This is a genomic window from Millionella massiliensis (assembly GCF_900104655.1).
GTDB classification, from domain to species: Bacteria; Bacteroidota; Bacteroidia; order Bacteroidales; family Rikenellaceae; genus Rikenella; species Rikenella massiliensis.
In genome coordinates, this window is the sequence record NZ_FNWD01000002.1 from 1,620,172 (window position 1) to 1,638,292 (window position 18,121).

Annotated in this window: 11 protein-coding genes and 1 riboswitch; of the genes, 5 read left to right on the forward strand and 6 right to left on the reverse strand. The window is 59.6% G+C overall.

From position 1 onward, the window contains the following. Positions 1–7: 7 nt before the first annotated feature. The 6 genes from BQ5379_RS06345 to BQ5379_RS06370 form a co-directional block, all read right to left on the reverse strand. Positions 8–1,300 (reverse strand): O-acetylhomoserine aminocarboxypropyltransferase/cysteine synthase family protein, encoded by a 1,293-nt coding sequence (locus BQ5379_RS06345; RefSeq protein WP_071134662.1) that lies wholly within the window; start codon positions 1,298–1,300, stop codon positions 8–10. Between the two features lie 142 nt (positions 1,301–1,442). After that, positions 1,443–1,982: an acyl-CoA carboxylase biotin carboxyl carrier protein subunit gene (locus BQ5379_RS06350; protein ID WP_071134663.1), complete on the reverse strand. Its 540-nt coding sequence runs from the start codon at positions 1,980–1,982 to the stop codon at positions 1,443–1,445. A 19-nt stretch (positions 1,983–2,001) separates the two neighbouring features. After that, a complete protein-coding gene (locus BQ5379_RS06355) occupies positions 2,002–3,486 on the reverse strand; it encodes an acetyl-CoA carboxylase biotin carboxylase subunit (RefSeq protein ID WP_205408194.1) in 1,485 nt (494 codons plus the stop codon). A gap of 227 nt (positions 3,487–3,713) precedes the next feature. Next, positions 3,714–5,258, reverse strand: a complete 1,545-nt coding sequence (locus tag BQ5379_RS06360; protein WP_071134664.1) for an acyl-CoA carboxylase subunit beta — start codon at positions 5,256–5,258, stop codon at positions 3,714–3,716. A 422-nt stretch (positions 5,259–5,680) separates the two neighbouring features. Continuing rightward, positions 5,681–6,304, reverse strand: a complete 624-nt coding sequence (locus BQ5379_RS06365) for an anaerobic ribonucleoside-triphosphate reductase activating protein (protein WP_071134665.1) — start codon at positions 6,302–6,304, stop codon at positions 5,681–5,683. Beyond that, positions 6,295–8,442, reverse strand: coding sequence for a ribonucleoside triphosphate reductase (locus BQ5379_RS06370; RefSeq protein WP_071134666.1), 2,148 nt, complete (start codon positions 8,440–8,442; stop codon positions 6,295–6,297). The genes BQ5379_RS06365 and BQ5379_RS06370 overlap by 10 nt, the downstream gene beginning before the upstream one ends. A 129-nt stretch (positions 8,443–8,571) precedes the next feature. Continuing rightward, positions 8,572–8,790, reverse strand: a riboswitch (cobalamin riboswitch). A gap of 580 nt (positions 8,791–9,370) precedes the next feature. On the opposite strand from BQ5379_RS06370, the gene BQ5379_RS06375 reads away from it, so the two are divergent. From BQ5379_RS06375 to BQ5379_RS06395, 5 genes are all read left to right on the forward strand, one after another. Further along, the gene (locus BQ5379_RS06375; RefSeq protein WP_071134667.1) at positions 9,371–12,577 is read left to right on the forward strand and encodes a SusC/RagA family TonB-linked outer membrane protein; all 3,207 of its coding nucleotides are present in this window, start codon (positions 9,371–9,373) and stop codon (positions 12,575–12,577) included. A 20-nt stretch (positions 12,578–12,597) separates the two neighbouring features. Next, positions 12,598–14,433: a RagB/SusD family nutrient uptake outer membrane protein gene (locus tag BQ5379_RS06380; RefSeq protein WP_083377629.1), complete on the forward strand. Its 1,836-nt coding sequence runs from the start codon at positions 12,598–12,600 to the stop codon at positions 14,431–14,433. A gap of 403 nt (positions 14,434–14,836) precedes the next feature. Beyond that, complete coding sequence (gene rnhA, locus BQ5379_RS06385) at positions 14,837–15,319, forward strand: ribonuclease HI (protein WP_071134668.1); 483 nt, start codon at positions 14,837–14,839, stop codon at positions 15,317–15,319. 86 nt (positions 15,320–15,405) lie between these two features. After that, positions 15,406–15,753: a 30S ribosome-binding factor RbfA gene (gene rbfA / locus BQ5379_RS06390; protein WP_071134669.1), complete on the forward strand. Its 348-nt coding sequence runs from the start codon at positions 15,406–15,408 to the stop codon at positions 15,751–15,753. 20 nt (positions 15,754–15,773) lie between these two features. Continuing rightward, positions 15,774–18,077, forward strand: coding sequence for a family 20 glycosylhydrolase (locus BQ5379_RS06395; protein ID WP_071134670.1), 2,304 nt, complete (start codon positions 15,774–15,776; stop codon positions 18,075–18,077). Positions 18,078–18,121 lie beyond the last annotated feature (44 nt).

Below are 18,121 nucleotides of genomic sequence, written 5' to 3' on the forward strand. Positions count from 1 at the left end.
AATAATACTACTTCCCGCTTTTAGCCAGGGCCTGCTCGATGTCGGCGATAATATCATCGGCGTCTTCGATACCGACCGAGAAGCGGATCAAATCGGGAGCTACACCCGCTGCGATCAACTGTTCGTCGGTCAACTGGCGATGCGTATGGCTGGCCGGGTGAAGCACCGAAGTACGGGCGTCGGCCACGTGGGTCACGATGGCCCCCAACTGGAGACTGTCCATGAAACGGATCGACTCGTCGCGGCCGCCCTTCAGACCGAAGGTCAGCACGCCGCACGTACCGTTAGGCATGTATTTTTGAGCCAGTTCATAGTACTTGCTACCCTTCATGCCGGGATAGTTGACCCAGGCCACCTTGTCGGTGCGCGAAGCAAGGTATTCGGCCACCTTCAGCGCGTTTTCGCAGTGACGCGGCATCCGTAGGTGAAGCGTTTCCAGCCCGGTGTTGAGCAGGAACGCGTTCATGGGCGACTGGATGGATCCCAGGTCGCGCATCAGCTGCGCAGTGGCTTTGGTGATATAGGCACCCTTGCCGAAGGCTTTGGTGTAGGTCAGCCCGTGGTACGACTCGTCGGGAGCGGTCAGACCGGGGAACTTGTCGGCATGACCTTCCCAGTCGAAATTACCGCTGTCAACGATAGCTCCCCCCACAGCGGCAGCATGGCCGTCCATGTATTTGGTGGTGGAGTGGATCACGATGTCGGCGCCCCATTCGAACGGGCGGCAGTTGATGGGCGTGGGGAAGGTGTTGTCGACAATCAGCGGCACTCCGTGCTGATGGGCGACCTGGGCGAATTTCTCGATATCCAGCACGTTGAGTGCGGGATTGGCGATGGTTTCGGCAAAGAGCGCTTTGGTGTTGGGACGGAAAGCCTTGGCAATCTCTTCGGCCGGAGCGTCGCCGTCGACAAAGGTCACGTCGATACCCATCTTCTTCATGGTCACGGCAAAGAGGTTGAACGTCCCGCCGTAGATGGCCGAAGCGCTGACAAAGTGGTCGCCGGCCGAGCAGATGTTGAAGATGGAGTAGAACGAGGCAGCCTGTCCGGAAGAGGTGAGCATCCCGGCCACACCGCCTTCGAGCGCGGCGATTTTGGCCGCTACGGCATCGTTGGTGGGGTTTTGCAGACGGGTATAGAAGTAGCCGCTATCCTCTAGGTCGAACAGACGGGCCATCTGTTCGCTGGTCTCGTATTTGAAGGTTGTGCTCTGGTAGATGGGCAGCACGCGGGGTTCTCCCTTTTTAGGCTGCCATCCACCCTGAACGCACAGGGTTTCGCGTTTGAATTTCTTTTCCATGGGTCTTGATGTCTATGGTTCGGCCTCCCCGAGGGAGACCTGGTCTCCGACGATCGGGAGAATCCGCAAAGCGTTTCGGACCACTCTCCCCCTTTCCGGAGTCGCTCTCCCTGCACCGACAGAGAGAACCGGCCGTAACGCTCTACTGTTCGGCTTTGATTTCGATCAGCACGTCGTCCTTGCCGACGGTTTGGCCGGGAACGACGGTCACTTTGGTGACGGTACCCTTCATGTGGGTCGAGATCGAGTTCTGCATCTTCATCGCCTCGAGCACCAGCAGCGCTTCGCCACTCCCAACGGATTGTCCTTCGGTGACGAAAACATCGAGGATCTTTCCGGGCATGGGAGCCTTGATGACCTCTTTCTTGGAGAGTCCTGCTTTGGCGGCGAGCATCCGCTTGCGAGTCAGCGAGAAGGGGGTCTCGATCGAAAAGTTGTAGCTGACGCCGTTCAGGGTGATGCTGTAGGTGTTGGCGGTCTGCTGGGTGATTTCGTAGGGGTAACGCATCCCGTTGCAGAGCAGCACGTTCACGCCGTCGGCTTCGTGGATCAGGTCGATGCGGATCGGTTTGCGCTGGTAGCGGTACTCGTAGTTATTTTTGACCGAGAACTCGTATTCCGCGTTGGTATCGGTGTTCAGAGCGATCAGTTTGGTGGTATTGCTCGGTTTTTTGGTTGTCATGGTCTCTCGATGCTAAGGATTACAAGTTGCGGATGCGGCGGTTCAGTACCCAGGGGTCGATACCGGTCTCGGGACCGACATCGGGCACGGTTTCGTGCGTGTACTGGTAGAGGGCCAGCATCGCGGCCATCAGCTCTTCGTCCGGTTCGCGGTAGACGAGCGATTCGAGTTTGGTCTCGATGAACGAGGTGTCGAAATCGCCGCTGCAGAATGCTGCGTTGTGCAGAACGGCCTTGCAGAACGGGATGGTGGTCTTGACGCCTTTGATGTGGAAGCGTTCGAGGGCGGAGAGCATCCGTTCGATGGCCTGTTGACGGTCTTTGCCGTGGACGATCAGTTTGGCGATCATGGAGTCGAACCAGGGGGTGATCTCCGAACCGGGTACGATACCGGTGTCGATTCGGATGTTGTCGCCCTGGGGCAGACGCAGCTGACGGATGGTACCCATCGAGGGGGTGAAGTTGGCCTGCACGTCTTCGGCATTGACGCGGCATTCGATGGCCCAGCCGTTGAGCTTCACGTCGCTCTGCTTGATGGGCAGACGTTCGCCGGAGGCGATGCGCAACTGCAGCTCGACCAGGTCCAGACCGGTGATGGCTTCGGTGATGGGGTGTTCCACCTGGATGCGGGTGTTCATCTCCATGAAGTAGAAGTTCTTGTTCTTGTCGAGCAGGAACTCTACGGTACCGAGGCTTTCGTATCCGGCGCCTTTGGCGAGTTTAACGGCTACGCGGGCCATTTTGTTACGCAGGGTAGCGTCCAGTGCCGAAGAGGGGGCCTCTTCGAGCAGTTTCTGGTGTTTGCGCTGTACGGAGCACTCACGTTCGCCGAGGTGGATCACGTTACCGTGGGCGTCGGCAACGACCTGGAATTCGATGTGTTTCGGATTTTCGAGGTATTTTTCGATGAATACGGACGGGTCGCCGAAGGCGCTTTGCGCTTCGGACGAGGCGGCGTGGAACATCTGTTCCATTTCGCTCTGTTTGTGGACGATACGCATGCCGCGTCCGCCACCGCCCGAGGCGGCTTTGATGATGACGGGGTAACCGATGGCTTTGGCGATCTTGACGCCTTCCTTGACGTCTTTGACGCTGCCATGGCTGCCCTGAAGCATGGGGACTCCGTTTTTAGCGGCGATCTCTTTGGCGATGATCTTATCGCCCATGTCTTTGATGAGTTTGGCGGGCGGTCCGACGAACTTGACACCGGCATCGGTACATTTCTGGGCGAAGTCGGCGTTTTCGGAGAGGTAACCGTATCCGGGGTGCATGGCTTCGACGTGGTTGTCGACGGCCAGTTTGACGAGGTTGTCGATGTCGAGGAACTCGGGCACGGAGCCGTCGGTTTCGGGGAAATCGATCACCTTGTCGGCAAAATTGAGGTAAACGGCATTGGGTTCCTTGACGGTACGGATCACGTAGGTCTTGATGCCCATCCGCTTAGCGGTGCGGCAGATGCGGATGGCTATCTCGCCGCGGTTGGCTATCAGTATCGATTTGATCATATTTTTCGTTTTAATGGTTCGGTTTTTATGCCGTATGGGACTGCCGCTTTTTGTAAAAAGCGGCACCAAAAACTTTTGAGATGGCCGCCTCTACCCAGCGATGACCCACCCGTTTAGGATGCGCAGCATCCTCGAAAAGTTCTTTGGGTCACTTTCTTTCAAGAAAGGGACGGTTCTTTGCGGGTAGAGACACATATAAAAACCGAACGGTTAAAAACATTCATCCATTAAAGCGGCGTGTTACCGTGTTTGCGACGCGGCATGCTTACCGATTTCTTTTCCAGCGTCTTGAGCGCGCTGATAATCTTTTCGCGCGTGAACCGCGGATCGATTACCTCGTCGATAAAGCCCTTCTCGTCCGCTACATACGGATTGGCAATCTCTTCGCGATATTTTGCCGAGAGCTCTTTCTTCAGCGCTGCCGGATCTTCGGCTTCGGCCAGTTCCTTGCGGTACAGAATGGCCGTAGCCCCTTCGGGACCCATCACGGCAATCTCGGCCGTGGGCCATGCGTAGCAGAAGTCGCCGCCGATCCCCTTGCTGTTCATCACGATATACGCACCGCCGTAGGCTTTGCGCAGGATGACCGTAATTCTCGGTACGGTGGCACGGGTGTACGAGTAGAGCAGTTTTGCCCCGTGGCGGATGATCCCGTCGTGTTCCTGGTCGGTACCCGGCAGGAAGCCCGGCACGTCTTCGAACGTCACGATCGGGATGTTGAAGCTGTCGCAGAAGTTGATGAAACGGGCCGCCTTGACCGATGCGTCGATGTCGAGCGTACCGGCCATCACCTTAGGCTGGTTGGCGATGATGCCGACCACATAGCCGCCGATACGGGTCAGACCGGTGACGATATTACGGGCGTGTCCGGCACCCACTTCAAAGAAACGGCCGTGGTCGGTGATCAGACGAATCACCTCCAGCACGTCGTAAGGTTTGTCGGGGTCGTCCGGTACGATGTCGAGCAGTGCATCTTCCGAGCGGTCGGCCGGGTCGTCGGTGGCCACGAAGGGCGGGTTTTCGATGTTGTTGGCCGGCAGGAACGACAGCAGCATTTTGATCCCCTTGATGGTGTTTTCATCGTCGCTGAAGACGAAGTCGGCCACACCGGTACGGGTCGAGTGAACCGAAGCGCCGCCCAGTTCTTCGGCGGTCACCTCTTCGTTGAGCACCTGACGCACGACGTCGGGGCCGGTCACGAACATATAGCTGGTCGATTCGGTCATGAAGATAAAGTCGGTCAGTGCGGGCGAATAGACGGCACCGCCGGCTGCAGGGCCCATAATGGCCGAAATCTGGGGTACTACGCCCGAGGCGAGTACGTTCTGGCGGAAGATATTGGCATAACCGTTCAGGCTGGAGATCCCTTCCTGGATACGGGCGCCGCCGGAGTCAATCAGTGCGATCAGGGGCGACCCGGTTTTGAGGGCCATGCTTTGGATTTTGACGATCTTGGCGGCGTGGACCGAGCCGAGCGAACCGCCGAGCACGTTGAAGTCCTGCGAGAAGGCGTAGACTTGTTTGCCGCCGATGGTACCGTAGCCGGTGATGACACCGTCGCCGAGGGCCGTGGTGGATTTACCGAAGCTGCCGGCAGCGGCAGGGGTGGCGTAGGCGTCCACTTCCTGGAACGAATCCGGATCGAAGAGCAGTTCGATGCGTTCGCGGGCAGTCAGTTTCCCGCGGTTGTGCTGTTTTTCGTAGTATTTCGCATCGTACTGTTTTTCCAGCGCCGCTTGGCGGGCCAGGAACTTATCGTATGCTTTTCCCATTTTTTCTGGTTTACGTTTCGTAGCTATGGAGCTCCCGTGGGGGTATGTCGCCGGTCGGACGGATGGGGGGAGCGACGTATCGGATTGAGTGAATTTATATCGGGACAAGATAGCGTCGCCCGATGCGGAACGGTGCGACGCTGGAGACGAAACCGACCCTGCCTCGGAGCGATCCACGGCACGGAGAGCCGGGACAGCGTCCGACGTGCGTCTGTCCGGCCGTACAAAGAGTGGGGACAGAGTGCGGGTTTTGAATGTGCGGTCTCGTTGACGTCATGCTTTACTGTTTATCCGATCCCTCCGGATCCGGTTCGTATCGGGCCCCGCAGTTCGGCCAGTTTCCGGCAGGCCATCCGGCCGCCGGCATCTGCCGATGCACGTTCGGTGCTGTTTTTCGCGCGGTTACGAATCGGAAGGAACGGTTAAAAGTAATCACGGACCAGGTCTCCGTCGCGGAACTCCTGGAACCGGATCGGGTCGGGAGCAAACATTTCCGACAGCTGTGCGGCCACCTCCGGCGCATGGACGCCGGGGATCAGGGTGGTACGGAACTGATGCCCCACTTCGGGGTGTTCGCGCAGCAGAGCGAGGGTGCGGCGAATGGCCTCGATTTGGGCATCGGTCACGGTCGGTGTCACACGGGCATAGTGGTCCCGCGAGACGAAATGTTTGACGTCCAGCGCGACAAAATTAACCAATTTTTTCCGAAACAGTTCAGATAAAACATCAGGATGCGTTCCATTCGTATCCAGCTTGACCTCCAGACCGAGGTTCCGGATGCGTTCGAGGAAGTCCGCGAGGTCCTTGTGCAGGGTGGGTTCGCCGCCTGTGACGACCACTCCGTCGAGCCAGTTTCGCCGCCGTTCGAGGTAGCCGAAAATTTCGTCCGCGTTCAGGTCGGGCGTCGCCTCCAGCAGGCGGGGAATCACCAAAGACGGGTTGTGGCAGTAGCCACACCGGAAATTACATCCCTTGGTGAAGACTACCGCCACGATTCTTCCGTCCCAGTCGATCAGGCTCTGTTTGAGGAATCCGCCTATTCGCATGACGCACAACGGGGCGAGGCGGACGACAATACGCTGCGGTCGAAGAGTTTTCGGTCGGCGAATTCGGCCCGTTTGCCTTCGTTCCACTGGCTCACGGGGCGCATGTACCCGACAATGCGGCTGAAGACTTCGGACGGTGCGCCGCACTTCGGACAGGTGAAGTGCTCGCCGGCCATGTAGCCGTGCGAGGGACAGATGCTGAACGACGGCGAGAGGGTAATGTAGGGCAGCCGGAAGGTGTCGGTCACTCGGCGCACCATCTGTTTGGCGGCTTCGGCGGTCATGGCGCTTTCGCCCGTGAAGACGTGGAAGACGGTTCCGCCCGTGTAGAGGGTCTGCAGCTCGTCCTGCATCTCGAGCGCTTCGTAGAGGTCGTCGGTATAGCCTACGGGCAGGTGGGTCGAGTTGGTGTAGTAGGGTTTGGCGCCGGCCTTGAACTGCTCCTGGTTGGCGACGATGATGTCCGGGTAGCGTACCGTGTCGAGCTTGGCGAAACGGTAGGCGGTGCTTTCGGCCGGGGTCGCTTCGAGGTTGTAGATGTTGCCGGTCTCCTCCTGGAATTCGGTCAGGATGTCGCGCATGAAGTTCATCACCTTGCGGGCGAACTCCATCCCGTCGGGCGAGGCCAGCGGCACGCCGAGGAAGTTCAGGCAGCATTCGTTCATGCCGTTGATGCCGATGGTCGAGAAGTGGTTTTTCCAGTAGCAGCCGAAGCGGTTGTGAACGTGACGCAGGTAGAATTTCGAGTAGGGATAGAGGCCCCGTTCGGTGTACTGCTCGATCACCTTTCGTTTGATTTCGAGGCTCTGTTTGGCCAGCTCCATCAGGTGACGCAGCCGCTGGAAGAGGTTGTCCTCGGAGGAGGATTCGTAGCCGAGCCGCGGCAGGTTGATGGTCACCACGCCCACCGAACCGGTCAGGGGGTTGGCCGCAAAGAGCCCGCCGCCGCGTTTCATCAGTTCGCGTTTGTCGAGACGCAACCGGCAGCACATGCTCCGCACGTCGTCGGGTTTCATGTCGGAGTTGACGAAGTTCGAGAAGTAGGGAATGCCGTATTTGGCGGTCATCTCCCAGATCCCCTCGTAGTCGGGATTCTGCCAGTCGAAGTCGGGCGTAATATTATAGGTAGGGATGGGGAACGAGAAGAGGCTGCCGGAGGCGTCGCCCTGACACATCACCTCGGCGAAGGCGCGGTTCAGCAGGGTCACTTCGGGCTGGAACTCGCCGTAGGTTTCGTTCTGCACCTGTCCGCCCCAGACGATGGGTTCGTTGCGCAGGAAGTCGGGCACCACCAGGTCCATCGTAATATTGGTGAACGGGGTCTGGAATCCGACGCGGGTCGGCACGTTCAGGTTGAAGAGGAACTCCTGAAGGCACTGTTTGACCTGATCGTAGTCGAGGCCGTCGTACCGGATATAGGGCGCCAGGAAGGTGTCGAAGTTGGCAAAGGCCTGTGCCCCGGCGGCTTCTCCCTGCATGGTGTAGAAGAAGTTGACCACCTGGCCGAGCGCCGTGCGGAAGTGGCGGGCCGGTGAGCTCTGCGCCTTGCCTTCGACCCCGCGGAAACCGGTCAGCAACAGATCCTTGAGGTCCCATCCGACGCAATAGACGCTCAGAAAACCGAGGTCGTGGATGTGCATCGCCCCGCTTTTGTGGGCTTCGGCGATGCTGTCGGGATAGAGCCGGTTCAGCCAGTACTGGGCCGTGATCATGGTGGAGATGTGCTGGTTCAGCCCCTGCAGCGAGTAGGCGGAGTTGGCGCTCTCCTTGATCCGCCAGTCGTTGAGCGAGAGGTAGTCGTCGATCACGTCGAGATTCGAGAGCAGCTCTTTGGAGGTACGCAGCTGTTCGTGCTGTTTACGGTAGAGGAGATAGGCCTTGACCAGCGCGAAATAGCCGTGGTTGAAGAGGGTCTGTTCGACGGTGTCCTGCACCTGTTCGACGGTGGGGGTGCCGAGACGGGGCTCGCCGGCGAGTTTGCGGACGACCTCTTCGGCCAGGGCATGTGCGGCCTTGCGGTCGGGAGCTTCGACGGCCCGCATGGCCTTGAAGATGGCCTGTTCGATTTTTTCGGGTTGGAAGGGTGCGATGGTGCCGTCGCGTTTGACGATCTGGCTGGGAATGTTGCTGCCGTTCATCTTTTGCAGTAGATGTTAAAAGGTGGATAATGGCAGCTTACGGGGTGATTGGATGCGTGAGGCGCCCGTCCGGGACCTGGGGCCGCGGAGGGAGCGTTTCACCGGCTTTTCTCCCGAAAGCTACGGTCTGTTTTGCGGTGGCAGGCGGCAGGTCTTCTGACTTGTTCCGGGACGTGCGGCCTTCCCGTGCGGGGCACAGTGGCTGGCGACAGCAGGGGTCGCCGGAGGGCACGGCCTTTTGGAGGGTGGAATTTACAGCTACGGGGATAGTCCCTGATTCGCACAGGGTTCCCTTTTAATCCTTCGACCGTCGGAGCGGTGTCGGGAACCGTTTGCCGGAAACAAAGATGGGGAGTTTTGCAGAGACCGGGGGTACTGCGGGCCGAGATTTTATCAACATTCTATCATCATTGCGCAAGATCTCACATCGCCACATTGAATGTCAACAGATTAACAAAAGGAGCATTCCTTGCCAGAAATAAGAGCCAAGCGAATTCTCTATCCCCCTATGCTACAACTGGCCCTATCACAGCCGATCAATGACCCACCCGTTTAGGATGCGCAGCATCCGCGAAAAGTTCTTTGGGTCCCTTTCTTACAAGAAAGGGACAGCCTTATGCAAGTAAACACCTCATAAACAGCCTCTTCAGATTCATCTTTTCACATTTCCCTACCCCCCAGTTTACATTCACTTCACGTCACAATAACAAAAACTTCAGACTAACCCAACGATCACGTAACACCACCACAGTACGTTTGCCATCGCAAAAACAGCCGCAAGATTCATACACAACCTATACAAATCATTTAAGTGAAAAGGGACCAAACCTATACCACAACCTATTTCACCCCCACCCTCCGCTCCGCAGGGACGGAGTCAAAGCAAATTCATTTTCAATCACTCAATAATCAATTAAACCAACACACTATGGGAAAACTCTCCTCCATCAGGTGCAGACTTCCGCTATCATGGTTCGGAGCGCTGCTCGCCATGCTGGTCATCGCCAGCGTCCCGCAACCGACCTGGGCACAGACCGCATCGAAACACGACGTCAAAGTGACCGTTGTCGACCAGAAAGGCGAACCGGTAGTCGGAGCCGTGGTCATCATCAAAGGCACCACCTCCGGCAAAGCCACCGACGACAAGGGTGTCGCCACACTGAACGTCGCCGCCGACACCGAACTCGAAGTCCGCTTCGCTGGGCTCAAGCCCCAGACCATCAACGTCCGCGCACTGAAAGAAGTAGCCGTCGAGATGGAACCCGACGCCGTGGTGACCGACGAAGTGGTGGCCATCGGTTACGGTACGGCCAAGAAAGTGAACCTGTCGGGTTCGGTGGCCGTCGCCCCGACCGAGATGCTCGAAAACCGCTCCACGACCAACGTCCTCTCGTCGCTGCAGGGGACCGTGGCCAACCTGAACATCACCTCCTCGACCGGTGCCATCGACGCCATCCCGAGCATCAACCTGCGCGGTATGACCTCCATCGGGAGCAACGCCAACACCAACCCGCTGATCCTGATCGACGGTGTGCCGGCCGACAACGAAGAGTTCGCCCGCCTCAACCCCAACGACATCAAATCGATCTCCGTACTGAAAGACCCCTCGACCGCCGCCATCTACGGTTCGCGCGCCGCCTTCGGCGCCATCCTGGTGACCACCAAAGAGGGCACAGGTGCGATTAAGGTCGACTACTCGAGCAGCTACGCTTTCCGCCGTCTGGGCCGTCTGCCCGAAGTAGTGACCGACCCGGTGGCCGTGATGGAATACGCCAATGTCTTCGCGGCCGGCTGGTACAACCTCTACAGCACCGAACAGATCGAACACGCCAAGAACGTACGCGACGATCCGGAAAACTACCCGGCCCAGTACGTCGATGACGACGGCAACTTCCAGAACCTGGGCCAGACCGACTGGTTCGACGAAGTGTACGACAACCTCGGTTTCCAGACCACGCAGAACCTGACCCTCTCCGGATCGGCCAAGGACAACAAGGGCAAAACCGTCCGCTACCTGCTCTCGGGCCAGTACATGAACATGAACGGTATGCTCCGCAAGGGGAACGACTACTTCAACCAGTACAACATCCGCTCGAAAGTGGACTACGAAGTGACCCCGTGGCTGCGCCTGGGCAACAACACCTCGTACATGGACTTCGACTATAACGAAGCCACCACCGTGGCCAACCACGGCAACGGCACCTTCTTCCACAACGTGAACCGCACCCGTTCGCTGAGCACCGTCTATAACGTCGACGGCAGCTACACCTCGGACGGCGCCTCGCTGCTGGGTCGTCTCGAAAACGGTGGTCGCCAGGACCAGCACACCCAGCGTTTGCGGACCCTCTTCACGGCACAGGCCACCCTCATCAAGGACATCTGGACCGTGAGCGCCGACGCCTCCTTCTCGAAATACAACTACCGCGAAAGCGAGTGGGACGCTCCGGTCTACTACTCGACCGGGATCAACAAGGGTGAGACGCAGTACAGCTACCCGAGCAACTCGTACGCCTACGTTTACGACAGCTACTCGCAATCGACCACCTACAACCTCTACACCAACTATGCCCAGACCTTCAACGAGAAACACGCCCTCTCGGCTACGGTCGGCTTCAACCAGGAATCCTACTACAGCGACGGCATCTCGGCCCAGCGCAACGACCTGATTACCACCACGCTGCCCTCGATCGAGCTGGCCACGGCCGAAGTGCCGACCGTCGGACAGAGCATCTCGGACTGGGCCACCCGCGGTCTGTTTGCCCGCGTAGGTTACATCTACGACAACAAATACATCTTCGAAGCCAACGCCCGCTACGACGGCACCTCGCGTTTCCCGAGCGACGACCGCTTCGTCTTCAACCCCTCGGGTTCGCTGGCCTGGGTGATCTCCGAAGAGGGATTCTTCGAAAAGGCCAAAAAGACGGTCAATCTGCTGAAACTCCGCGCCTCGTACGGTACGGTGGGCAACCAGAACGTAGGCACCTACGAATACATCGCCACGATGGGCAGCGGCACGACCGGTACGATTCTGGACGGCGTCCAACCCACCTACGTGTCGGCACCGGGCCTCGTCTCGTCGTCGCTGACCTGGGAACAGGTGCGCACCCTCGACCTGGGTCTCGAAGCCAACTTCTTCAACAACCGACTCCAACTCTCGGGCGGCTGGTTCCGCAGCTGGACCGAAGGGATGCTGACCAAAGGCCAGACGCTGCCCTCGGTGATCGGTACCGGCGTACCGCGTGAGAACGCCGCCGACCTGCGCACCAGCGGCTGGGAAGTCAACCTCACCTGGAAAGACCAGTTCATGCTGGGCCGCCATCCGTTCCGCTACGACGCGACCTTCACCATGGGCGACTACCGTACCATCATCACCAAGTATGACAACCCGACCGGCCTGCTGAGCGACTACTACGTCGGACAGGAGATCGGCGAACTGTGGGGTTACGTCTGCGACGGTTTCTTCCAGAGTGAAGAGGAGATCCTCCACCATGCCGACCAGACCCCGATTCTGACCTATCCCGGCACCCGCGGCCAGGGCGTGGGCGACATCAAGTTCCGCGACCTGGACGGTGACGGCGAGATCAGCAGCGGCGCCAACACGCTGGCTGATCCGGGCGACCGCAAGATCATCGGCAACGACCGTCCGCGCTACAACTACAGCTTCACGATCGGCGCCGAATGGGCCGGCATCGACCTTCGGGTCTACTTCCAGGGCGTCGGCAAACGCGACTACTACCCCAGCACCAGCAACCACTACTTCTGGGGCATGTACGCCCAGCCCTGGGCCAACCTGATGGAAGACAACCTCGACCACTGGACCGAAGAGAACCGCGACGCCTACTTCCCCGCCCCGAAATCCTACGCTGCCGAGCTGAGCGGCAAGGAGCTGGGCGCCACCAACACCCGTTACATGCAGGACGCCTCGTACCTGCGCCTGAAGAACCTCACCATCGGTTACACCTTCCCCAACCGCTGGATGGAGAAAGTAGGGCTGCGCAACGTCCGCGTCTACTTCACGGGCGAGAACCTCATCACCTGGACCAAACTGCACAAGAGCCTCGATCCCGAAGGACTGGACGGGCTGGTATATCCGCATCAGAAAACCTATTCGTTCGGTCTGAACTTCAGCTTCTAACCCACTATTCCGAGACTTAAATGGACACCAAGAAAATGAAACGCAAATACATCCTCCTGCCGGCACTCTGTGCAGCCCTGCTGGGCACCGCCTGCAACGACTCCTTCATGGATCGTTACCCGCACACCGACATCTCGCCCGAAGGCTACTTCCGGAGCGTCAAGGACCTCGAAACCTACACCAACGGTTTTTACGGTTACATCGGCGCCTCGTACGACGACATCTACACCGACAACACCGCCTTCTACAACAACGACTCCGAGCTGCGCAACCTGATGAAAGGGCTCGTCCGCCCCGACAACATCGGCAGCTGGTACAGCAACTACGGCAACATCCGCAACATCAACTTCATGCTGGTCAACACCGGGACCGTGGACGGCGACCCCACCGACATCAACCACTACGTCGGCATCGCCCGTCTGTTCCGCGGCCTTCAGTATGCCGGTCTGGTGAAACGCTGGAACGACGTGCCGTGGTACAGCCGCCCGCTCGAGACCAGCGACATCGAAGAACTCTACAAACCGCGTGACTCACGCTCCGACGTGATGGACTCCGTTCTGCTCGACATGCAGTTCGCAGCGGCCCACATCCCCGCCGGCAGCAGCAAGACCCGCATCACCCGCTGGTCGGCCCTGGCCTACCTGGCCCGCACGGCCCTCTACGAAGGAACCTTCCGCAAGTACCACGACGAGTTGGAGTTGCAGGGCACGGCCGAAAAATGGCTCCGCATCGCCCGTGACTCGGCCCTGACCATCATCCGCGAAGGAGGCTTCAGCCTGGAACCGAACTACACCGACCTGTTCCTGAGCACCGACCTGAGCAAGAGCCCCGAGATCATCCTCTTCAAGGACTACGACGCCGACCTCGGCGTACGCCACAACGCCTCGTCGCTGTTCGACTACCAGCACGCCCTGGGTCGCGAACTGATGAACGAATACCTCTACATCGACCCGGCCACCAACACCGCCAAACCGTTCAACCAGGTTCCCGGCTACGCCACCATGAACCGTCAGGAGGTATTCGCCAACCGCGACCCGCGTCTGGCACAGACCTTCGCTCCGGAGTGGTTCATCCCGCGCAACACGACCGACACGGCCCGTATCAAGGTGGAACTGGGCGGCTACCCGCAGATCAAATTCTACCCGCTCGATCCGGCACACGACGGCTGGGCCATGGCCTTCAACGACCTGCCGATGATCCGCTACGCCGAAGTGCTGCTGATCTACGCCGAAGCCTGCGCCGAGCTGGGTGAACTCACCCAGGATGTGATCGACCAAACCGTCAACCTCATCCGCCAGCGTGCCGGCGTTCCCGATCTCGACCTGGCCCAGGCCGACGCCAACCCCGATCCCGACCTGATGGACAAATATCCGAACGTACAGAACGCCAACATCGGCGGCACGCTCGAAATCCGTCGCGAACGCCGCGTCGAACTGGCCTGTGAAGGCTTCCGCTACGACGACGTGATGCGCTGGAAATGCGGCCAGCTCTTTGCCCGTCCCGGCCAGGGCATGTGGCTCGACCACATCGGCCTGATCGACATGAGCGGCAAGGCAGGACGCAGCCGTCCGGCCGACTTTGTCGACACCGGCGTCTTCTTCAATGAGCAGCACCAGAAAGAGTGGCTCGCTGCCAACGGCTATCCCGAAGACTACGTCGAGAAAAACGGCATCACGCTCTACTACCTCGACAACGAACAGTTCTACCTCTCGGAAGGCGACCACGGCTACGTGATGGTCACCCAGGAGAAGGACGGCGGCAAAGGCCAGTTCCTCGAACCGAAACACTACTACCGCCCCCTGAACCAGGACGACCGCACCGTCAACCCCAACCTGGACGAAACCATCTTCTGGTAAATCGTTCCCCACGACACCCCTTCAGCAGAGAGGCCGGAGTTTACACTCCGGCCTCTCTCTCTTATCCCTCCCGCACCGAAGCGTCGCCCGAAAGTCCCTCAATCTGCCGTGCCATCCGACCAGACGCTCCCACAGGCCGCCTCCGAACCATACCCCGCCCGACAGACTTCACGCACCGGTCCCCGACGTAAATTCCCTTCAAAACAGGACGACCAACCCGCTCCCCATCACATACGTCTCTCCCCGGAGTGGAGGAAAGAAAGCGCACGTTTGCGCCCCTCTCGCCCTGCCGTTTTCCGTCTCAACTTCGGCCAGCCCCCCCCACCGCCGCAGAATTTCCCCGTGCGGATCGCCTCGGACGCGGGTAATATCGCCGGGAAAGACTACCTTTGCAGATAAGGATATGAATACCCAGGTCACCATCTATACCGACGGCTCGTCGCGCGGCAACCCCGGTCCGGGCGGCTTCGGCGTGCTGCTGCTCAGCGGCCCCCACCGGCGCGAAATCTCGGCCGGCTACCGCCTCACCACCAACAACCGGATGGAACTGCTGGCCGTGATCACCGGACTCGAAGCCCTCAAACGCGACGGACTCGACGTGACGGTCTACTCCGACTCGCGGTACGTCATCGACGCCATCCAGAAAGGATGGGTCTTCGGCTGGATCCGCAAAGGATTCGCCGGCAAGAAGAACGCCGACCTGTGGCTCCGCTTCATGAGCGTCTACCGCCGCCACCAGGTGCGGTTCATCTGGGTCAAGGGCCACAACGACAACCCCGGCAACGAACGCTGCGACCAGTTGGCCACCGCCGCCGCCCAGGGCTCCGACCTGCTCGAAGACACCGGCTACAAACCCGACGAAGCCGCGCCCGCCCTGCCCGTGTAGCCCCGTCCCGGATTCGCAACTGTGGCAGGCACCTCCTCCGGCTGAGCACACAAGAAAAAAGAAAAACACAACGTAACGACAGACATATGGAACGAGAAGAATCGACCCGGCAACAAAAAGTCGGCCGCCAGATACAGAAAGACATCAGCGACATTTTCCTGAAGGAGGCCCGCCACCTGGTACAGGGGAGCATGGTGACCGTATCGAAAGTACGCGTCAGCCCCGACCTGACCTTCGCCAAGATCTACCTCAGCGTTTTCCCCTTCGACCGCGCCACGGCCCAGCTCGAGACGCTGAAGGAGAACACCCCCATGATCCGCTACGAGCTCGGCAAACGGGTCCGCAACCAGCTTCGGACCGTGCCTGAGATCGCCTTCGCCATCGACGACTCGCTCGAATACGTAGACCGCATCGAAAAACTCATCCACTCATAACCCAACCACACACTCTCTACATGAAATTCCGCACCCTACCCCGTTTGGCAGCCGTACTCGGCGCCGCATCGCTGCTGGCCGTCTCCTGCGGGACCGAGCCCGTCGCCACCCCCGAGATCAACCTGATTCCGCGTCCCGTCTCGATGACCCAGACCGACGGAACCTTCAAACTCAAAAGCGGCATGACCGTGTCGGCCGACACGAGCCTCGCCGCAGCCGCCCGCTACCTGACCGAAGCACTGCAGGCCTCATCGGCCCTGCAACTCGAAGCGGCCGCACCCGGCAAAACCGGCAACATCGACCTGCGCCTCGGGCTGCAGAACGACAACCCCGAAGCCTACACGCTGACCGTCAACGCCGACGGCGTGACCATTCAGGGAGCCTCTCCCCGCGGCGTGCTGATGGGGATCGCCACCCTTCGCCAGCTCGTCCCCGTTGATTCCAAAGACAGCCGGCTGCCCTACGTGACCATCAGCGACGCCCCCCGCTTCGACTGGCGCGGGATGCACCTCGACGTGAGCCGCCACTTCTTCACCGCCGACCAGGTCAAGGATTTCATCGACCTGATGGCCACCTACAAATTCAACAAGTTCCACTGGCACCTGACCGACGACCAGGGATGGCGCATCGAGATCAAGCAGTACCCCCTGCTGACCGAAAAGGGAGCCTGGCGCAAATTCAACGGCCAGGACCGTCAGTGCATGGCCATGGCCATCGACGAGGACAACCCCGACATGGAGCTGCCCCAGGAACTGATGAAGATTGAAAACGGCGACACCCTCTACGGCGGCTACTACACCCAGGAACAGATCAAAGAGGTGGTTGCCTACGCCGCCGAACGCGGCATCGACGTAATCCCCGAGCTCGACATGCCCGGCCACCTGATGGGTGCCCAGCAGGGTTATCCCTGGATCACCTGCAACGGCGAATCGGACTGGGGTCAGAGCTTCTCGTCGCCCCTTTGCCCCGGCAAGGACTCGGCCGTGAACTTCGCCAAAAACATCTACAGCGAAGTCTTCGCCCTCTTCCCCTATGAATACGTCCACCTCGGCGCCGACGAAGTCGAAAAGACCAACTGGAAAGCCTGCCCCGACTGCCAGGCCCGCATCGCAGCCAACAACCTCGCCAATGAAGAAGAACTCCAGGCCTGGTTTGTCCACGACATGGAACGCCACTTCAACGCCAACGGCAAGAAGCTGATCGGATGGGACGAAATCGTCGACGGCGGTCTCTCGCCCACGGCCACCATCACCTGGTGGCGCGACTGGGCTCCCAAGGCCGTCACCACCGCCACCGCCCAGGGCAACCAGGTGATCCTCTGCCCCGACTTCCTGCTCTACCTCGACTTCATGGAACAGGGCGGCGACCTGCGACGCATCTACGAAACCGAACCGACCACCTACCGCGCCGACTGGAACCTCACTCCCGAGCAGAAAAAGAACATCCGCGGCGTACAGGCCAACATCTGGTGTGAACGGATCCCCAGCGTTCGCCGCATGCAGTACCAGGCCATGCCCCGCATGTTCGCCATCAGCGAGCTGGGCTGGTCGCAACCCGAAGCCAAGGATTGGGCCGACTTCCAGAAACGCTTTGTCGCCCAGATCAACCACCTCGACCGCATCGGCGTCAACTACCGCATTCCCGACCTGACCGGTTTCAACGACATCAACGTCTTTGTCGATACGGCCCGCGTCGAAGTCAACTGCGTACTGCCCAACATCCAGATCCGCTACACCACCGACGGCACCAAGCCCAACGCCGAATCGACCCTCTACACCGGTCCCATCACCGTGACCGAATCGACGAAATTCACCTTCCGTCCGTTCCGTCCCGACGGCACCGCCGGTGCCATCCAGACCGCCGAATACCGCAAGGAGTCCTACTCTCCGGCCCAGGAGCTGCCCGAAGCCGCAAAACCGGGCATCGGCATGGTTCAGCATGAGTTCAAAGGCAACAAATGCGCCGAAATCGAGGCCGCCAAAACGGTAGCGCGCCACACCCTCGACAGCGTGGCCATCCCGACGAAAATGGCCGGCTGGCTTGGTCTCGTCTACGAAGGCTACTTCGAAGTGCCGGCCGACGGCATCTACACCTTCGCCCTGACCTCGAACGACGGCTCGATGCTCTACATTGATGGCGCCATGCTGATCGACAACGACGGCCCCCACAGCGACCGCTGCCTCAAGGCACAACGCGCCCTGGCCAAAGGATGGCACAAGATTCGCGTCGACTTCTTCGACATGAACAACGGCGCATCGCTCGCCCTGCAATGGGCCGCTCCCGGCGAAACCGGCCTGAAGACCCTCACCGGATTCCAGCACTAACCGCCGGCCGGGTCCGCTCTCCGGTCGGCTGGGGATGGGAAGAA